Source organism: Burkholderia sp. 572 (genome assembly GCF_040545135.1).
Lineage (GTDB): Bacteria > Pseudomonadota > Gammaproteobacteria > Burkholderiales > Burkholderiaceae > Burkholderia > Burkholderia cepacia.
In genome coordinates this window covers 167,080-183,563 of sequence record NZ_JBEPLH010000011.1, presented here as the reverse complement: position 1 = coordinate 183,563, position 16,484 = coordinate 167,080, and the positions used below count along the sequence as shown (strand labels likewise).

The window sequence follows — 16,484 nt, the reverse complement described above, 5'->3', positions numbered from 1 at the left end:
GCGCCCGTCGTCCCGTCCGGTCGGACGATGCGGCGCGGTCGCGCGAAGCCGACCATCGGTGGTGGCGAGCATCGCCCGCGGCCAGGCCGCGCCGGACAACTTTGAACGAGAGCGGGGCGGGCGCCGCGGCGCAGCGCCCGTTCCACAGGAGACATTCGTGCATCGCGACAACGATTCGAACGCATTGGCCGCCACGCTGATCGCCCGGGCCGAGGCGCTGGCGCCGACGCTGGCCGGCCGCGCCGCGCAGGCGGAAGCGCAGGGCCGCATCCCGGCCGAGACGATCGCCGACATGCAGGCCGCCGGTTTCTTCAAGGTGCTGCAGCCGAAGCGCTACGGCGGCTACGAGCTCGATCCGCAGGCGTTCTTCGACATCCAGATGGCACTCGCGCGCGGCTGCATGTCGACCGCGTGGGTGTACGGCGTCGTCGGCGTGCACAACTGGCAGCTCGCGCTGTTCGACGAGCGCGCGCAGCAGGACGTGTGGGGCAACGACCCGGCGACGCTGATCGCGTCGACCTACATGCCGGTCGGCCGCGTCACGCCGGTCGACGGCGGCTTCCGCCTGTCGGGCCACTGGAAGTTCTCGAGCGGCAGCGAACTGTGCGAATGGGTGTTCCTCGGCGCGCTGGTGCCGCCGGCCGAGGCCGGCCAGCCGCCCGAATACCGCACCTTCCTGCTGCCGAAATCCGATTACCGGATCCAGCAGGACTGGGACGTGCTCGGCCTGCGCGCGACGGGCAGCCACGACATCGTCGTCGACGACGTGTTCGTGCCCGCGTACCGCACGCACAAGGCCATCGACGGAATGATGGGCACGAGCCCGGGCCTCGCCGTCAACGACGCGCCGCTGTTCAGGCTGCCGTTCGCGCAGATCTTCGTGCGCGCCGTGTGCACGTCGTGCATCGGCGCGCTGCAGGGCGCGCTCGACGATTTCACCGGTTATGCGGCCACGCGCGTGTCGGCCAACAGCGGCGCGAAGACGACCGACGATCCGGGTGCGCAGAACGCGTGCGCGAACGCGGCCGTCGCGATCGACGAGATGAAGGTGCTGCTCAAGCGCAATTTCGCGGAACTGATGGCGTCGGTGACGGGCGGGCCGGCCGTGTCGATCGAGCGCCGCGTGCATTTCCGCTACCAGTCCGCGCAGGTCGCCGAGCGCTGCGCGCAGGCGGCGAACGCGCTGCTGCGCTACGCGGGCGGCAACGGCATCTATCACCGCAATCCGCTGGTGCGCCGCTTCCTCGACCTGCATGCGGCCCGCGCGCATTACGCGAACAACGTCGACCGTTTCGGCCAGAACCTCGGCGCCGTGATGCTCGGCCGCGAGAACACCGACTTCTTCATCTGACGGAGACGCGATGAACGACCCGCAAGCACAGCAATACGTGTTCGACGTGGTGGTCGTCGGTTCGGGCGCGGGCGCGCTGCTCGCCGCGTGCCGCGCGGCCGACCGCGGCCTGTCCGTCGTCGTGATCGAGAAGACGGCGCTGTACGGCGGCACGTCGGCCGTGTCGGGCGGCGGGATCTGGGTGCCGTGCAACCACCATATCGCCGAGCTGGGCGCGACCGATTCGCGCGAGGCCGCGCGCGGCTATATCGAAGCCTGCGTGGCCGGCGCGTCGACGCCCGAGAAGCTCGACGCGTATCTCGACCGCGCGCCGGAGATGCTGCGCTACCTGGAATCGAAGACCCCGGTGCGCTACCAGTCGCTGCCGAAGTACGCGGACTATTTCCAGAAGGTGCCGGGCGCGATGCCGGGTTATCGCGCGCTCGATCCGCTGCCGTTCGACGGCGGCCTGCTCGGCGACGAGCTCGACCGGCTGCGTCCGCCGTCGCCCGGCACGCTGATCGGCGGGCGCGTGGCGGTGACGTCGAAGGAAGCGCACACGCTGTTCTCGCGCGGGCCCGGCTTCATGACGCTCGCGATCGCACAGTTCGGCCGCTATTGGCTCGATATCGGGATGCGCCGCCGCACGCGGCGCGACCGGCGCCTGACGCTCGGCAATGCGCTGATCGGCGGGCTGCGCCGCGCGCTGCTCGAGCGCAACGTGCCCGTGTGGCTCGACACGCCGATGCGCGACCTGCTCGACGTGGACGGCCGCGTGACGGGCGTGCGCGCGCAGCGCTTCGGGCAGCCCGTGACAATCGCCGCGCGACGCGGCGTGATCCTCGGCGCGGGCGGTTTCGAGCGTAACCAGCCGATGCGCGAACGCTACCTGCCGCAGCCGACGCAGGCGCAGTGGAGCGCGACGCCGCCTGCCAACACCGGCGATGCGATCGCCGAAGGCCATCGGCTCGGCGGCGCGCTGGCGCTGATGGAGCACGTGTGGGGCGCACCGACGGTCGGGGTCGCCGGCGAGGAGAAACACCGCGCGTTGTTCGTCGAACGCAACCTGCCGGGCTGCGTGATCGTCAACGGCCTCGGCAAGCGCTTCGTCAACGAAGCCGCGCCGTATTCCGAATTCGTGCCGGCGATGTATCGCGACCATGCGCGCACCGGTGCGAGCGTGCCCGCATGGATGGTGTTCGACGCGCGGTTTCGCCGCAAGTATCCGTGCGGGCCGATCATGCCGGCGTCGATGATGCCCGATGCGCGGATTCCGGCGGCGTTTCGCGACGTGCTCGTGAAGGCCGACACGATCGACGCGCTTGCGGCGCGCATCGGCGTCGACGCGGCCGGGCTGCACGACACGCTGCGTGACATGGCGCGCTACGCGGCGACCGGAATCGACGAGGCGTTCGGCAAGGGCGACAACGCGTTCGATACGTACTACGGCGATCCGCGGAACGAGCCCAACCCGTGCCTCGGGCCGGTCGACCAGGCGCCGTTCTACGCGGTGCGGATCGACGCGGGCGACATCGGCACGAAGGGCGGGCTCGTCACCGACGCGCTGGCCCGCGTGCTGCGCGCCGACGGCGAGCCGATCGCCGGCCTTTACGCGATCGGCAACACCAGCGCGTCGATGATGGGCGCGAGTTACCCCGGCGCGGGCTCGACGCTCGGCCCGGCGATGACCTTCGGGTATATCGCCGCCGATCACCTGGCCGCGCACGCGGCCGACGCCGGCGGCCGGCCGGCCCGGCCATCCACGACTGAACTTGACGGAGTCCAATGATGAGCGATCTCACCCCCCATCCGCTGCGCACCGACATGCTGCTCGCGATGCGCCGCCTCGCGCGCTCCGTCACGGTCATCAGCAGCGCGCACGACGGCCGGCGCTACTCGATGTCCGCGACGGCGGTCGATTCGCTGTCGACCGATCCGCCTTCGCTGCTGATCTGCATCAACCGCACCGCGTCGCTGTATCCGCCGCTCGATGCGGGCGCCCCGTTCTGCGTGAACGTGCTGTCGGCCCGCCACGAAGGCATCGCGATCGACTGCAGCGGCCGGCTGAAGGGCGAAGCGCGCTTCACGACCGGCGACTGGCACACGTCGCCGCACGGCGTGCCCTATCTGCGCGATTCGCAGGCGAGCCTCGTTTGCGAGCAGGACGGCCGCTTCGAATACGGCACGCATACGGTGTTCATCGGGCGCATTCGCGAGGTGCTGATGTGCGGCGACGTCGATCCGCTCGTCTATCTCGACGGCGCCTACACGACGCCCGGCGCGCCGGTGGCCCGTGCGGCCGCGTGACGTGAGGAGCCGGCGATGAGCGATTCGCGCTTCCATCGGCTGACCGTCGCCGAAGTGATTGCCGAAAGCGACGACGCGTGCTCGTTCGTGTTCGACGTGCCGGCCGCGTTGCGCGACGCATTCGCGTACCGGCCCGGGCAGTTCCTGACGCTGAACGTGCCGTGCGCGGACGCGGCCGTTGCGCGCTGCTATTCGCTGTCGAGCGCGCCCGGCATCGACGCCGCGCCGAAGATCACCGTCAAGCGCGTGCGCGACGGCCGGGCGTCGAACTGGCTGTGCGACCGCGTGCGGGCGGGCGACACGCTCGAGGTGCTGCCGCCGGCCGGCGTGTTCACGCCGCGCGCGCTCGACGGCGACCTGCTGCTGTTCGCGGGCGGCAGCGGAATCACGCCCGTGCTGTCGATCCTGAAATCGGCGCTCGTGCACGGGCGCGGGATGCTGACGCTGATCTACGCGAACCGCGACGAACGCTCGGTGATTTTCCGCGACGAACTTCAGCAGCTCGCGCAGCGCCATCCCGGGCGCGTGCGCGTGATCCACTGGCTCGACAGCGTGCAGGGCATTCCGCAGCAGCGCCATCTCGAGGAACTCGCGCGGCCGTTCAGCCGGCAGGAGACGTTCATCTGCGGGCCCGCGCTGTTCATGGAGAACGCGCTGGCCGCGATGCTCGGCCTCGGGCTGCCGCGTGCGCGCGTGCATGTCGAGCGGTTCGCGTCGTTGCCCGATGCGCCGGTGCAGGCCGCGGCAACGGCGGCAACGGCGGCAACGGCGGCAACGGCGGCAGCGTCGGCGCCCGGCGACGGTGCGGCGATCGAGACGGTGCTCGATGGCGACGCGTTCGCGTTCGACAGCGCGCCCGGCGAAACGCTGCTCGACGCGATGCTGCGCGCCGGCGTGCCGGCGCCGAATTCCTGCCGGATGGGGCAATGCGGCGCGTGCATGTGCCGGATCGAGCGCGGCGAGGTCGCGCTCGACAGCAACCACGTGCTCGACGACGACGAGATCGCGGCCGGCTGGACGCTCGCCTGTTGCGCACGGCCCGCGAGCGACGCACTGCGCGTCGTGTTTCCCGATTGAGCCGACGCGCGCCGGCGGCGCGCGCGGCCACCCTGATCTATGACGATGGACAACGAAATCCTGACCACGCCCGCGCTGATCGCACGGGCAGCCGCGCGCCACGGCGCGCATCCGGCGATCGAGTCGGAGCACGGCCGGCTGACCTACGCGGAACTCGACACGGCCCGCCTCGACGCGGCCCGCGCGCTGCTCGCGAGCGGTATCGCGGCCGGCGACCGCATCGCGGTGTGGGCGCCGAACCTGCCGCAATGGATCGTCGCGGCGCTGGCGATCCACACCGTCGGCGCGATCCTCGTGCCGGTCAATACGCGGATGAAGGGGATGGAGGTCGGCGGCATCCTGCACGACGGCGGCGCGCGGCTGCTGTTCTGCTGCGGCACGTTCCTCGGCGAATCCTATCCGGCGATGCTCGCGCCGCACCGGCCCGCGACGCTCGAGCGCGTCGTCGTGTTCGATGGCGAACCGCCGCCCGGCGCGCACGACGAGACCTGGAACGCGTTCCTCGCGCGCGGCGCCGAAGTGCCGCTGGACGCGGTGCGCGAACGCGAGGCACTGGTGACGCCCGACACCGTGATGGACCTGATGTTCACGTCCGGCACGACGGGCCGCCCGAAGGGCGTGATGACCGCGCACGGCCAGAACCTGCGCGCCGCGCAAGCGTGGGCGGCGATCGCCGGCGTGCGACCTGACGACCGCTACCTGATCGTCAATCCGTTCTTCCACACGTTCGGCTACAAGGCGGGCTGGCTCGCCGCGCTGTCGAGCGGCGCGACCGTGCTGCCGCATCTCGTGTTCCAGCCGGCCGACGTGCTGCGGCGCGTTGCCGACGACCGCATATCGGTGCTGCCCGGCCCGCCGACGCTGTACTACGCGCTGCTCGACGCGCCCGATCGCGCGACGCGCGACCTGTCGTCGCTGCGGATCGCGGTCACGGGCGCGGCGGCGATCGCCCCGAGCCTGATCGAACGGATGCGCGCCGAGCTCGGCTTCGAGACGGTGCTGACCGGCTACGGGCTGACCGAATCGTGCGGCTTCGCGACGCTGTGCCGCCAAGGCGACGATGCGCAGACGGTCGCCTGTACGTCCGGCCGGCCGATGCCGGATGTCGAATTGCGCATCGCGGGGCCGGGCGGCGCGCCGCTCGGGCCGGACGAGACCGGCGAGATCTGGGTGCGCGGCTACAACGTGATGCGCGGCTATTTCAACCAGCCGGACGCGACGCGCGAAACCGTCGATCCCGATGGCTGGCTGCGTACGGGCGATCTCGGCTGCGTCGACGCGAACGGCAACCTGAAGATCACCGACCGCATCAAGGACATGTTCATCGTCGGCGGCTTCAACTGCTATCCGGCCGAGATCGAGCGGCTGCTCGCCGCGCATCCGGCGATTGCGCAGGTCGCGCTGGTCGGCGTGCCCGATACGCGGCTCGGCGAGGTCGGGCACGCGTATGTCGTGCTGCGGCCGGGCGCGCATGCCGACGCCGACGAACTGAACGACTGGGCGCGCCGCAACATGGCGAACTACAAGGTGCCGCGTTATTTCACGTTCGTCGAGCAACTGCCGACGAGTGCGGCCGGGAAGGTGCTGAAGTACCGCCTGCGGGCGGGGACCGAGGCGGCGGCCTGAGCGCCGCCGCCGTACACGAACGGGATGAACGCATGAACGACAACGGGTTTCCGCAGGGTGCGGTGCTGGTGTTCGGCGGCAGCGGCGGGATCGGGCAGGGTGTCGCGCTCGAGTTCGCGCGGGCCGGCGTGCCGGTCGCGGTGGGCTACCGCAGCAAGGCCGACGTGGCCGAACGTGTCGCGCGCGACATTCGCGGCGAGGGTGTCGCGGCCACCACGCACTGCGTGGACGTGACCGATCCCGCACAGGTCGACGCCGCGCTCGCGGCCGCGATCGGCGCGCATGGCCGCGTGCACACGGTGGTCTGGGCGGCCGGGCCGTTCGTGAACCAGCGTCATATCGGCGACATGACGCACGACGACTGGCGCCGCGCGATCGACGTCGAGACGATCGGCTTTTTCGTCGCGGCGAAGGCCGCGCTGCCGCACTTCCGTGCGTCGGGCGGCGGATCGTTCGTGACGCTCGGGTCGGCCGGGCATCTGCGCTGGCCCGAGCGCGACGGGCTGTCGGTCGCACCGAAGGCTGCGAACGAGGCGCTGGTGAAAGGGCTGGCGCGCGAGGAAGGGCGCTACGACATTCGCGCGAATTCGATCCTGGTCGGCGTGATCGAGGCCGGGATGTTTCCGGTGCTGCTCGAACAGGGGCAGTTCGACCAGGCGTGGATCGACGAGACGCAGAAGATGCTCGCGCTCAAGCGCTGGGGGAAGGCGCACGATGTCGGGCGGGCGGCGGTGTTTCTGGCGTCGGATCGGGCTGGTTACATTACCGGGCAGCAGTTGAATGTTTCCGGTGGGTATGGGTTGTAGCGGCACGCCGAAGTGGCAAATTCATTCGGACAACCGTATCTGAACGGTCGGTAGTTTTGCGCGCGGATATCACGCGCCATCCCTTCCGAAAATTATCGACGACGCGGGCCGATATACCGATCGGCTCGCGTATCGCATCTGTGCCGGGCTCGGACGGATGGATGCGCACGCATCGGTATTCACCCTGCCTCGTCACGCACGATCGCGCATCGGCATCGCGTGCGCCCGGCCAAAGGTCACACTTTTGCAACGCTTTTCCGACGTATTCCTCTGCACACGATTGATCTTCGTGGCGACGCGCGTGCGCTGACGGCCGTCCGGCCTCGATCCACAGGCGCTGCGCGATCGACGCGCAATTCCGCCAATCGCGCCTTTCGGCTCGGCGCGTCGGATACGGATACGTTCCTGAAACATTTCCCCACCATTGCGCCCCGCGTTGCCGCCCGTGCGACGCGGACACGCTTTTCCCGCTTCGATTTGCGCCGCATGGCACGTGCCTTGCGGTTGACCCGGTGCCGCCGGCGCAAACGAATTTCGCGAGAACGACGAACGCGTCGGCGGCATGCAACGACATCGAAACAAACGGGGAATCGGATCGGGCCGCGGGCGTCGCCTGTCGCGACGTACCTGCCGCGCATGTCGTATCGGTCATGCGCATGGGCAACGTGTTCCCGATCCGTCGAACAGCAAGCGTGCTTGCAAGGTGTCGTGCCGGGGTTCGCACCACGCATGGCGACGCAGGCCGCATGCGTTGGCGAGGCGCGCCCGGCACATGTCGGGGGAGGCGCCCGTGAAAACGACGGTGAACCAATGGGCATTCGTCGCGGTGGTGTTCGCCGCGAGTGCGCATGCGCAGGAAATCTACCTGCAGGGCGGCACGCAGGGCGTGGGCATCGGCGCGGCCGTGAGCTTCAATTCGATGCTCGGTGCGCATGCGGATTTCAATGCGATCGATCTTTCGCATGACTTCACGGTGGCCGGCAATCGCTACCAGGACGACCTGAAGCTGCGCCAGGGCGGCTTGTATGCGGACATCTTTCCGTGGCGAGGCAGCGGCTTCCGCGCGACGCTCGGGCTACGCTTCAACGACGACGAGCTTCGCGGCGTATCGGTGCCGACCAATGGCACTTACGTGTTCGGCGGCAAGCGTTATCCGGCGCGGCCGGGGATGTACGCGGTGGCCGAAGCGCGCTATCCGACCGTGATGCCGTACTTCGGGATCGGCTACGGGCACCGGCCGGCGTCGAAAGGGCTGGGATTCGTCGCCGACCTCGGCGTTGCGTACGGGATACCGAAATGCTCGTACACGCTGTCGCCGGAGCTGGCGGCCGCGGCCGGGCCCGTGAAGAGCCAGATCCTGGCCGCGAGCGGGCTGGATTCGCTGCGGCAGGTGATGTCGCGCTACCGGTGGTATCCGGTGTTGCAGATCGGGATTTCGTATCGGTTCTGAGCGGCGGGGCGTCGTTGCGCGTGCCGGGCGGGGAATGGCCGGCATCGCCGGTACGGGCGGGCCAACGGATGTCGGCACGGGAGGGCCGACGACCCTCGCGAGCACCGCACACGGAATCGGTGAATGCAGCCGTCCCGCATCGATCGGCGCGCGCCCGCGCAGGCCGTTCAGCCGTGACTAGCCGATCGGCTGTCTTTCCCGCCGTTTCGATCCGGCTTACCTTTCAAACAGCAGTTCGACGTGTCGGGCGAGCGGCGCATGCCGAAAGGGTTCATGCGGCCCGTTGCCGTTCGCTGATGCCGATCACCGTCCTCCTTCCGTTGCTGGCGATGATAGCAATGATTGCAATTCCCGGTCATGGCGCTATCATTGATATCAATCTGGATGGAGGGAACCATGGCAAATCTACTGGTGCGTAACGTGGATGACAATATCGTTCAGAGCCTGCGCGAGCGGGCTGCGGCAAATGGCCGGAGTGCCGAGGCCGAACATCGGGCCATTCTGGCCGATGCGCTCGGCCGGCCGAAGCGAAAGACATTTGCGCAAGTGCTGATGAGCATGCCCGATGTCGGCGAAGACGCGGATTTTCAACGTATTCAGGATTCCGGCGAGGCCAGGCGTGTATTTGATTGATACCAACGTCATCAGTGAAATCAGGAAGGGCAAGCGAACCAACCGTGGCGTGCGGGCGTTCTTCAGGCAGGCCGCGGCGGACGCCAGCCCGCTTTACCTGTCCGTCGTGACAGTTGCTGAACTTCGCCGCGGCGTCGACCTGATCCGTCATCGCGGCGATCACCCCCAGGCGTCGGCGCTCGAGGCGTGGGTGGCAACCATCCTGGCCGGCTATGCACCGAACATCCTGCCGGTCGACATCGAGATCAGCCAGACGTGGGGGCATTTGCGCGTGCCCGATCCGACGCACGAACTCGACAAGCTGATCGCGGCCACCGCGCTGATCAACGATCTCACCGTGGTGACGCGCAACGTCGCGGATTTCGCCCGCACCGGCGTCAGGTTGCTGAACCCGTTCGACTGATCCGGGTTGCCGCGTCGCGGCAACCTGTACCGGCTCTCCGTCTCCTTCCGCAGGCATGGCCCGTTCCGCCGGGCTGCCGCGCGCGTCCGCGCCGCTCCGATTCCCCGCCGCCCCTCGTCCCAACAGACGATGTAACACCACCCCCGACCGGCCAGAATCCTTTCACGAACAACGGATTCTGAACCAGGAGGAGGCCGACATGATCGATGTCCGTGCGCTTGGCTATGTCGTCGTCGAGGCGACGCGCGTCGATGCGTGGCGCCGCTACGCGGAAGACGTGCTGGGCATGCAGGCGCTCGACGCGCCCGACGGCGCGTTGTACCTGAAGATGGACGAGCGCGATTTCCGCTACGTGATCGTCCCCGGCGCGGCCGATCGCTATTTCGCGTCGGGCTGGGAGCTGCCCGACGGCGCCGCGTTCGACGCCGCGCTGGCGGTGCTGCAGCGGGCAGGCGTCGAGCCGATCCGCGCGACGTTCGCCGAAGCCGCGCTGCGCCGCGTGCAGGCGATGGCGTGGTGCACCGACCCGTCCGGCAACCGTCACGAGCTGTATTGGGGGGCGCGCTGCGATTTCCGCCGTTTCGTGTCGCCGCTGGGCGTCGCGCACTTCGTCACCGGCGACATGGGGCTCGGCCACGCGGTGCTGCCCGCGCCGCAGTTCGACGCGACCGACGCGTTCGTGCGCGGCGTGCTCGGCTTCGAGCTGTCCGACATCTATCGCGTGAAATTCACGCCCGATCCCGCCGAACCCGAAAAGCGCATCCACTTCATGCACTGCCGCAACGCGCGCCATCACAGCCTCGCGCTGTTCGAGATGGCCGTGCCGTCGGGCTGTGTGCACGTGATGGCCGAAGTCGACTCGATGGACGAAGTGGGCCGCGCGCTGGACCGCGTGGCCGCGCACGACGTGAAGATGTCCGCGACGCTCGGGCGCCACTGCAACGACCAGATGATCTCTTTCTACATGAAGACCCCCGGCGGCTTCGATCTCGAATACGGCTTCGGCGGCCTCACGGTCGACTGGTCGAAGCACGCGGTGTTCGAGGCCACGAAGGTGAGCCAGTGGGGCCACGATTTCAGCATCGGATACCGGTGAGCCAGCACGATGACGATGAAACCTCTCGACAAGACGATGTCCGCGCGCGACGTGGTCGCGCAACTCGCCGACGGCATGACGATCGGCATCGGCGGATGGGGGCCGCGGCGCAAGCCGATGGCACTGGTGCGCGAAATCGCGCGCTCGAACCTGAAGGACCTGACGATCGTCGCGTACGGCGGCGCCGATGTCGGGCTGCTGTGCGCGGCCGGCAAGGTACGCAAGGTGGTGTTCGGCTTCGTGTCGCTCGACGTGATCCCGCTCGAACCGCAATTCCGTCGTGCGCGTGAACAGGGCCGCATCGACGTGCTGGAACTCGACGAAGGGATGCTGCAGCTCGGCCTGCGCGCGGCCGCCGCCCGGCTGCCGTTCCTGCCGACGCGTGCCGGGCTCGGCACCGCGCTGCTCGATCACGCGCCGCAACTGCGCACGGTGCAGTCGCCGTACGACGACGGCGAAACGCTGCTCGCGATGCCGGCGATCGACCTCGACGCCGCGCTGCTGCACGTGAACGCGGCCGACCGGATGGGCAACACGCGCATCGACGGCCCCGATCCGTTCTTCGACGCGTGGATGGCACGCGCCGCGCAGCGTTGCTACGTGTCGGCGGAAACGGTCGACGCGTCGCTCGCGAGCGAAGACCTCGACGCAGCGAAACGCAATCCGTTCGAGCGCTCGCTCGTCACCGGCGTCGTGCACGCGCCGGGCGGCGCACACCCGACGTCGTGCGGGCCGGCCTACGGCTGGGACCTGCCGCACCTGCGCGCGTACTGCGCCAGTGCGGAAGACGACGCGAAGACGGCGGCGTACCTGCGCGACGTGGTCGGCCAGGACGAACGCCAGTACCTCGAAGGCGTCGGCGGGCTGTCGCACGTGACGACGCTGCCGTTGCCGATTCTGTAAAGGAGCGCCTGTGAGCGAATCTCTCGACCATTCCCTCGCGGAACTGATGATCGTCGCGTCCGCGCGACTCTGGCGCGACGACGGCGAAGTGCTGGCGACCGGCATCGGCACGGGCCCGCGGCTCGCGGCCGGCCTCGCGCGGCTTGCGTACAACAACGGGCTGATGCTGACCGACGGCGAAGCGTATCTCGTCGAGGAGCCGGTGCCGCTCGGCCCGCGCCCCGACGGTTACCGCGTGAAGGCGAGCGGCTGGATGACCTACGAACGCGTGTTCGACTGCCTGTGGCACGGCTGCCGCCATGCGCTCGTGATGCCGACGCAGATCGACCGTTTCGGCCAAGCCAACATCTCGTGGCTCGGCGACGACTACGCGCGCCCGAAAACCCAGCTGCTCGGCGCGCGCGGCTTCCCCGGCAATACGACGAACCATGCGAACTCGTTCTTCGTCAGCGGCCACGGCAAGCGAACGTTCGTCGCGGGCGAAGTCGACATGGTGTGCACGGTCGGCTACAACCCGGCGCGCCGGTTGCCCGGCATGAAAACCTTCGTCGACCTGCGCAGCATCGTCACCGACCTGTGCGTGATGGATTTCGGCGGACCCGACCACGCGATCCGCGTGCGCTCGCTGCATCCGGGCGTGAGCTTCGACGAGGTGCAGGACGCGACGGGCTTCCCGTTGATCGCGCATCCGGAGCTCGGCACGACGGCCGCGCCGAACGCGGAAGACCTGCGCATCGTGCGTGCGCTCGATCCGCACAACCTGCGCGCGACGATCGTGCGCAACAATCCGGCGCCGCGCCGGGGATGAGGTCCGACATGGAAGCGACCCAGATGACGTTCGGCGACGGTGTCGTCGACTACGCGGTCGACGCCGGCATCGCGACGATCACGATGAACCGCCCCGAGTATCGCAACGCGCAGAACTCGAAGATGACGTATGCGCTCGACGCGGCGTTCCGGCGCGCGGCGCACGACGACGCGGTGAAGGCGATCGTGCTCGCGGGCGCCGGCAAGCATTTCTCGGCGGGCCACGATATCGGCACGCCGGGCCGCGACATCCACGAGTCGTTCGATCGCACGTCGCTGTGGTACGACCACGTCGACAAGGACGGCGGCGAATTCCTCTATGCACGCGAGCAGGAGGTCTACCTCGGGATGTGCCGGCGCTGGCGCGACCTGCCGAAGCCGACGATCGCGATGGTGCAGGGCGCATGCATCGCGGGCGGGCTGATGCTCGCGTGGGTGTGCGACCTGATCGTCGCGTCCGAGGATGCGTTCTTCGCCGATCCGGTCGTGCGGATGGGGATTCCGGGCGTCGAGTATTTCGCGCACGCCTACGAACTGAACCCGCGCATCGCGAAGGAATTCCTGTTCCTCGGCGAACGGATGCCGGCCGAGCGTGCGTACCAGATGGGGATGGTCAACCGCGTCGTGCCGCGCGAACGGCTGCACGACGCGACCTATGCGATCGCCGCGAAGATCGCGACGATGCCGCGCCTCGGGCTCGCGCTGACCAAGCAGGCGCTGAATCACGTCGAGGAACTGCAGGGCAAGCGCGCGGCGATGGATGCGGCTTTCGCATGGCATCACTTCGCGCATGCGCATAACGAGCTCGTGAGCGGCGACCGTCTCGGCGGCTACGACGCGCGCAGCATGGCCAGTTCGCAGCGTCAGCCGAACGGCGTTGATCGCGGCGACGCGCCCGCACCGGTCGCCGTCAACGGAGCGGCCGCATGAGCACGACGCTTCAGACGCTTCAAAGCCCGCTGCATACGCCTCTGTGCGACCTGCTCGGCTGCCGCTATCCGATCGTGCAGACCGCGATGGGCTGGGTGGCCGACGCGCGGCTCGTCGCGGCGACCGCCAACGCCGGCGGCTTCGGCTTCCTGGCCGGCGCGACGCTCGAACCCGAGCAGGTCGAGGCCGAGATCCTGAAAGTGAAGTCGCTGACGGACAAGCCGTTCGGCATCAATTTCCACATGTTCCAGAAGAACGCGCAGCAGGTCGTCGAGCTGGCGATCCGGCACCGGCTGCGCGCGGTGAGCTACGGCCGCGGGCCGGATGCAAAGACGATCCGCCGCTTCAAGGACGCCGGCATCGTCTGCATGCCGACCGTCGGCGCACCGAAGCATGCGGTGAAGGCGGTCGAGCTCGGCGCGGACATCGTGACGGTGCAGGGCGCGGAAGGCGGCGGCCACACGGGCTCGGTGCCGACCACGCTGCTGCTGCCGAAGGTGCTCGACGCGGTGCGGGTGCCGGTGGTCGCGGCCGGCGGGTTCTTCGACGGGCGCGGGCTGGCTGCCGCGCTCGCGTACGGCGCGGCCGGCATCGCGATGGGCACGCGCTTCCTGATGAGCGCCGAATCGCCGGTGCCGCGCGAGACGCTCGAACGCTACGTCGCGGTCGGCGACCCGGCGCGCATCCGCGTGTCGGACGCGCTCGACGGGCTGCCGCAACGGATGATCGACAACCCGTACCTGCTGAAGCTCGAACGCTTCGGCCCGCTGCGCCGCACGCTGTTCGCGCTGAAGACGGCCGACGCATGGCGGCGCCAGAACGGCCTGAGCACGGGCGACATGCTCGGCCTCGCGATCAAGGCGCTGCGCTCGCACGACTACACGGCGAGCCAGACGCTGATGGCGGCGAACGCGCCGTTCCTGATCCAGCGCGCGATCGTCGAAGGCCGCCCCGATGAAGGCGTGCTGCCGAGCGGCCAGGCGGCCGCGATGATCGGCGCGATCGATCCGTGCGACGCGCTGATCGCACGGATCGTCGCGGAAGCCGGCGAGCGACTCGACGCACTGGCCACGCTGCGCGGCGCGGCGGCAGCGCGGGCCGCATGAACAACATCACAGGGAGGCAATGGAGATGACAGGATCCAACCAACCGGCCGGCGCGATGCCGTTCCGGATCGATCGCGCCGACGGCATCGCCGAGCTGGTGATCGCCCATCCGCCCGTGAACGCGCTCGACGCGCAGGGCTGGCATGCGCTCTCCCGCGCGCTCGATGCGCTCGGCGAGGACGACGAGGTCCGCGTGATCGTCGTGCGCGGCGAAGGCCGCGGCTTCTGCGCGGGCGTCGACATCAAGGAGCTGGCCGCGCATCCGGAGCGGATCGTGGCGGTCAACGCGGGCAATTACGAGACGTTCCGCGCCGTGCACCGCAACCCGAAGCCGGTGATCGCGGCCGTGCACGGTTTCGTGCTCGGCGGCGGGATCGGCATCTGCGGCGCGGCGGACATCGTCGTCGCGGCCGACTGCGCGCGCTTCGGCGTGCCCGAGATCGACCGTGGCGCGATGGGCGGCGGCGCGCACCTGCAGCGGCTGTTCGGCGTGCAGAAGGTGCGCGCGATGTACTTCACGGGCGAGATGATCGACGCGGCCGAAGCGTACCGGCTCGGTGCGGTCGAGCAGGTCGTGACGCGCGACACGCTGCGCGACGCGGCGCTCGCGCTCGCCCGCAAGATCGCGGACAAGAGCCCGGCGATGGTGCGGCTCGCGAAGGAGGCGCTGAACGGCGTCGAGGACGGCGACCTCGAGGACAAGTACCGCTGGGAGCAGGGCTTCACGCTGCAGGCGTACATGACGAACGATTCGACCGAAGCGCGCGCCGCGTTCGTCGAGAAGCGCGACGCGCGTTTCGATGCGCAGGCCACCGTCGAGGAGGCACGCGCATGAACCTGACCTACACGCCGCAGCAACAGGCGTTTCGCGCCGAGATCCGCGAATGGCTCGCCGCGCACGTGCCGCGCGAGCGGCTGCCGAGCTTCGACACCGAGGAAGGCTTCGCCGCGCACCGCGAATGGGAGCGCACGCTGCACTCGGGCCGCTGGAGCATGGTCACGTGGCCGCGCGAGCTGGGCGGGCGCGGCTGCGACCTGATCGAGTGGCTGATCTTCGAGGAAGAGTACTGGCGTGCCGACGCGCCGATGCGCGTGAACCAGAACGGCATCTTCCTGCTCGGCCCGACGCTGATGGATTTCGGCACCACGGAGCAGAAGGCGCGTTTCCTGCCCGCGATGGCGGCCGGCGAGCACGTATGGGCGCAGGGCTGGTCGGAGCCGAATGCAGGGTCCGACATGGCCGCGATCCGCACGACGGCCGCCCGGATCGGCGACGAATACGTATTGAACGGCCAGAAGATCTGGTCGACGCGCGCGGTGTGGGCCGACTGGCTGTTCGGGCTGTTCCGCAGCGACCCGGAATCGTCACGCCACCACGGGCTCACGTTCCTGATGGTGCCGCTGTCCGCGCCGGGCATCACGGTGCGGCCGATCCGCCAGCTGAACGGGCAGACGGGCTTCGCGGAAATCTTCTTCGACGACGTGCGCGTGCCGGTCGAGAACCGGCTCGCGGCCGAAGGCGCGGGCTGGCAGGTCGCGATGGCGACGGCCGGCTTCGAGCGCGGGCTGATGCTGCGTTCGCCCGCGCGCTTCCAGTGCACCGCGCAGGCCCTGCGCGACCTGTATCTCGCCCACCGCGACAGCGCGGATCGCGATCCGACGCTGCGCGAGCGCGTGGTGCAGGCGTGGATGGATGCGCAGGCGTATGCGCTGTCGACCTACGCGACCGCGAGCCGGCTGCTGAAGGGCGGCCATATCGGCGCCGAGTCGAGCACCAACAAGGTGTTCTGGTCGGAACTCGACCTGCGCATGCACCAGACCGCGCTCGACATTCTCGGCGCGCACGGCGAGGTCGTCCCGCAGACGGCCGCGCAGCACGCGACGCTCGGCCACTGGCTCGACGGCTTCCTGTTCGCGCAGGCCGGCACGATCTACGCGGGCACCAACGAGATCCAGCGCAACATCGTCGCCGAACGGATGCTCGGCATGCCGCGCGCATGACGGCGCCGG

General features: G+C 69.2%; 16 protein-coding genes. All 16 read left to right on the top strand.

Features of this window, described 5'->3' with window-relative positions; all coding sequences use genetic code 11:
- Positions 1 to 157: 157 nt before the first annotated feature.
- The 16 genes from ABIC51_RS22070 to ABIC51_RS21995 all read left to right on the top strand — a co-directional run bounded on the left by ABIC51_RS22070 (position 158) and on the right by ABIC51_RS21995 (position 16,475).
- Positions 158 to 1,351 carry an acyl-CoA dehydrogenase family protein gene (locus ABIC51_RS22070; RefSeq protein WP_175897503.1) on the top strand — a complete coding sequence of 398 codons (1,194 nt, stop codon included), beginning with the start codon at positions 158 to 160 and terminating at the stop codon, positions 1,349 to 1,351.
- A gap of 10 nt (positions 1,352 to 1,361) precedes the next feature.
- Entirely contained in the window at positions 1,362 to 3,119 is a 1,758-nt protein-coding gene (locus tag ABIC51_RS22065) for an FAD-dependent oxidoreductase (protein WP_354006638.1), read from the top strand.
- Positions 3,119 to 3,637: a flavin reductase family protein gene (locus tag ABIC51_RS22060; RefSeq protein ID WP_021159417.1), complete on the top strand. Its 519-nt coding sequence runs from the start codon at positions 3,119 to 3,121 to the stop codon at positions 3,635 to 3,637. Before ABIC51_RS22065 ends, ABIC51_RS22060 begins: the two co-directional genes overlap by 1 nt.
- A 15-nt stretch (positions 3,638 to 3,652) precedes the next feature.
- The gene (locus tag ABIC51_RS22055) at positions 3,653 to 4,714 is read left to right on the top strand and encodes a 2Fe-2S iron-sulfur cluster-binding protein (protein ID WP_354006637.1); all 1,062 of its coding nucleotides are present in this window, start codon (positions 3,653 to 3,655) and stop codon (positions 4,712 to 4,714) included.
- A gap of 39 nt (positions 4,715 to 4,753) precedes the next feature.
- Positions 4,754 to 6,340 (top strand): FadD3 family acyl-CoA ligase, encoded by a 1,587-nt coding sequence (locus ABIC51_RS22050; protein ID WP_354006636.1) that lies wholly within the window; start codon positions 4,754 to 4,756, stop codon positions 6,338 to 6,340.
- Positions 6,341 to 6,372: 32 nt separating this feature from the next.
- Complete coding sequence (locus ABIC51_RS22045; protein WP_060085383.1) at positions 6,373 to 7,146, top strand: SDR family NAD(P)-dependent oxidoreductase; 774 nt, start codon at positions 6,373 to 6,375, stop codon at positions 7,144 to 7,146.
- A gap of 772 nt (positions 7,147 to 7,918) precedes the next feature.
- Positions 7,919 to 8,596 carry a hypothetical protein gene (locus tag ABIC51_RS22040; RefSeq protein WP_027791761.1) on the top strand — a complete coding sequence of 226 codons (678 nt, stop codon included), beginning with the start codon at positions 7,919 to 7,921 and terminating at the stop codon, positions 8,594 to 8,596.
- Between the two features lie 396 nt (positions 8,597 to 8,992).
- Positions 8,993 to 9,229 carry a FitA-like ribbon-helix-helix domain-containing protein gene (locus ABIC51_RS22035; protein ID WP_021159426.1) on the top strand — a complete coding sequence of 79 codons (237 nt, stop codon included), beginning with the start codon at positions 8,993 to 8,995 and terminating at the stop codon, positions 9,227 to 9,229.
- The gene (locus ABIC51_RS22030) at positions 9,162 to 9,632 is read left to right on the top strand and encodes a type II toxin-antitoxin system VapC family toxin (RefSeq protein ID WP_175755016.1); all 471 of its coding nucleotides are present in this window, start codon (positions 9,162 to 9,164) and stop codon (positions 9,630 to 9,632) included. Before ABIC51_RS22035 ends, ABIC51_RS22030 begins: the two co-directional genes overlap by 68 nt.
- A 199-nt stretch (positions 9,633 to 9,831) precedes the next feature.
- A complete protein-coding gene (locus tag ABIC51_RS22025; protein WP_146254386.1) occupies positions 9,832 to 10,728 on the top strand; it encodes a VOC family protein in 897 nt (298 codons plus the stop codon).
- Positions 10,729 to 10,737: 9 nt separating this feature from the next.
- Positions 10,738 to 11,631, top strand: a complete 894-nt coding sequence (locus ABIC51_RS22020) for a CoA transferase subunit A (RefSeq protein ID WP_124917626.1) — start codon at positions 10,738 to 10,740, stop codon at positions 11,629 to 11,631.
- Positions 11,632 to 11,641: 10 nt separating this feature from the next.
- Positions 11,642 to 12,439 carry a CoA-transferase subunit beta gene (locus tag ABIC51_RS22015; RefSeq protein ID WP_354006635.1) on the top strand — a complete coding sequence of 266 codons (798 nt, stop codon included), beginning with the start codon at positions 11,642 to 11,644 and terminating at the stop codon, positions 12,437 to 12,439.
- A gap of 8 nt (positions 12,440 to 12,447) precedes the next feature.
- Positions 12,448 to 13,368, top strand: coding sequence for an enoyl-CoA hydratase (locus tag ABIC51_RS22010; RefSeq protein WP_354006634.1), 921 nt, complete (start codon positions 12,448 to 12,450; stop codon positions 13,366 to 13,368).
- Positions 13,365 to 14,474, top strand: a complete 1,110-nt coding sequence (locus tag ABIC51_RS22005) for an NAD(P)H-dependent flavin oxidoreductase (protein WP_354006633.1) — start codon at positions 13,365 to 13,367, stop codon at positions 14,472 to 14,474. Before ABIC51_RS22010 ends, ABIC51_RS22005 begins: the two co-directional genes overlap by 4 nt.
- A gap of 19 nt (positions 14,475 to 14,493) precedes the next feature.
- Positions 14,494 to 15,309, top strand: a complete 816-nt coding sequence (locus ABIC51_RS22000; protein WP_034196055.1) for an enoyl-CoA hydratase family protein — start codon at positions 14,494 to 14,496, stop codon at positions 15,307 to 15,309.
- Positions 15,306 to 16,475 (top strand): acyl-CoA dehydrogenase family protein, encoded by a 1,170-nt coding sequence (locus ABIC51_RS21995; protein ID WP_354006632.1) that lies wholly within the window; start codon positions 15,306 to 15,308, stop codon positions 16,473 to 16,475. Before ABIC51_RS22000 ends, ABIC51_RS21995 begins: the two co-directional genes overlap by 4 nt.
- The last annotated feature ends 9 nt before the right edge of the window (positions 16,476 to 16,484 follow it).